Consider the following 2,005-nt stretch of genomic DNA (forward strand, 5'->3'; position numbering starts at 1 on the left):
ATCGCGCAGGTCAATGCTCCGGAGTTGTTCGCGGCCGCGGCCGATGGCGTGTTCGACCAGGTATGGACGTTCTTCCCCGATCCGTGGCCGAAGATGCGTCACCATAAGCGCCGCATCGTACAGCCGGAGCTCGCGGCGGACATCCACCGCACGCTGGTCGACGGCGGAGCGTGGCGCATCGCCACCGACATCGAGGACTACGCGCTGCACGTGCACGAGGTGATGGACGGCATGGCCGGATTTCATAACGACGGTTCGATCACGGTGAGTCTGCCGGTCGAACACGTCGGCAAGGGCAATGCGAACGAGGCCGCGTCGATGCGACACGCCGATTTCGTTGAGTCCGAGCGTTTTTCCGGTCGCGTGCTCACCAATTTCGAGAAGAAGGGCCTTGCCGCGGGACGGGTGATCCATGATTTCACCTATCGCCGCGTATGACCTGCAAAACGTTGTGTTTCAACGGTTTTCAGTGGTTTTGACCATTACTCGACACTCTTCGACACGCCGATGGTTGCATGTTTGCCAGATTTGTGTATAGTAAATCGAGTTGTCAAGCGGAAACGCTGAAAGCGCCCCCTTCGTCTAACGGTTAGGACACCAGACTTTCAATCTGACAACGAGAGTTCGACTCTCTCAGGGGGTACGTACCTTGGAAACAAGGTGGCAATGGCCGCGTAGCTCAGTTGGTTAGAGCGCCGCCCTGTCACGGCGGAGGTCACCAGTTCAAGTCTGGCCGTGGTCGCTAGAACAACGCAAGTTGTTCATGGCTCTGTAGCTCAGTTGGTAGAGCGAACGACTGAAAATCGTTAGGTCAGCGGATCGATGCCGCTCGGAGCCACCAGATAAGCCTCGGAGAAATCCGAGGCTTTCTTGTTTTCAATGTCGCCTGTTTCCATATGCGCTCCGCATTACCGTATGGTCGGAGCTCGTCGGCGGATTCCAGGCCCGCTCCAAATCAGGTTCCGTCCACGTATCGGCACAAGAAATCGGATGCGGACGATTCTCCGACATAATCCAGAGGTTTTTCAAAAACGGCGATAAGATGAAACCGTTGGCCATGGCAAGGACACTGTGGCCTCCGTGGAAATGAAGCTGCTTAAAGGAGAGCATCGATGGTATATCGCATGATTTTCAACCAGACCGCATATTTCGGACGCGGCGCGATCAAGGAGATTCCAGCCGTGGCCAAGTCGCACGGCTTCACCAAGGCGTTCATCGTCACCGATCCGGTGCTGTTGGAGACCGGCACTGCCAAGAAGGTTACCGACGTGCTCGACGAAGCCGGCATGCCGTATGAGGTGTTCAGCAACGTCAAGCCGAATCCGCCGGTCGAATGCATCAAGGACGGCGTCGCCAAATTCGCCGAATCCGGAGCGGACTTCCTGATCGGTCTGGGCGGAGGATCCCCGCAGGACACGTGCAAGGGCATCGGCATCGTCACCGCCAATCCCGAATTCGCGGATGTGCTGAGCCTTGAGGGCGTGGCGGACACCAAGAACCCGTCGGTGCCGATCTTCGGCGTGCCGACCACCGCGGGCACCGCGTCCGAAACCACCATCAACTATGTGATCACCGACACCGCCAACAAGCGCAAGTTCGTCGCCGTCGACCCGCATGACATCCCGATCGTCGCCTTCGTCGATCCCGACCTGACCGATTCCATGCCTCGCGGGCTCAAGGTCGCCACCGGTCTCGACGCGCTGACCCACGCCATCGAAGGCTACATCACGCCGGGCGCGTGGAGCCTGTCCGATTGCCTGTCGATGCAGACCATCCGCATGATCGCCAGGAACCTCGCCAAGAGCGCCGACGGCGATGTGCCGGCCGGCGAGCAGATGGCCTATGCCTCCTACATCACCGGCATGGCCTATTCCAACGTCGGCCTTGGCCTGGTGCACGGCATGGCGCATCCGTTGGGCGGACGCCTGGGCGTGGCGCACGGCGTGGCCAACGGCATCCTTCTGGCACCGGTCATGGAATACAACAAGGACTACACCGGCGAGAA

The 2,005-nt window shown here is 59.4% G+C and carries 2 protein-coding genes and 3 tRNA genes; all 5 read left to right on the plus strand.

Annotated elements, in window-relative coordinates; translation table 11 throughout:
• The coding region (gene trmB / locus B3C64_RS05050; protein WP_414632165.1) for a tRNA (guanine(46)-N(7))-methyltransferase TrmB at positions 1-438 on the plus strand (438 nt) is incomplete at its 5' end.
• Between the two features lie 133 nt (positions 439-571).
• A tRNA-Glu gene (locus B3C64_RS05055) sits at positions 572-643 on the plus strand.
• A 25-nt stretch (positions 644-668) separates the two neighbouring features.
• Positions 669-742 (plus strand) — tRNA-Asp (locus B3C64_RS05060).
• Positions 743-765: 23 nt separating this feature from the next.
• Positions 766-841: transfer RNA gene (locus B3C64_RS05065), tRNA-Phe, on the plus strand.
• Positions 842-1,112: 271 nt separating this feature from the next.
• Positions 1,113-2,005 (plus strand): iron-containing alcohol dehydrogenase (locus tag B3C64_RS05070; RefSeq protein ID WP_291534169.1); only part of this gene is annotated, 893 nt, incomplete at its 3' end.

Origin of the sequence: Bifidobacterium sp. UBA6881 (genome assembly GCA_002451435.1) — a bacterium.
GTDB lineage: Bacteria > Actinomycetota > Actinomycetes > Actinomycetales > Bifidobacteriaceae > Bifidobacterium.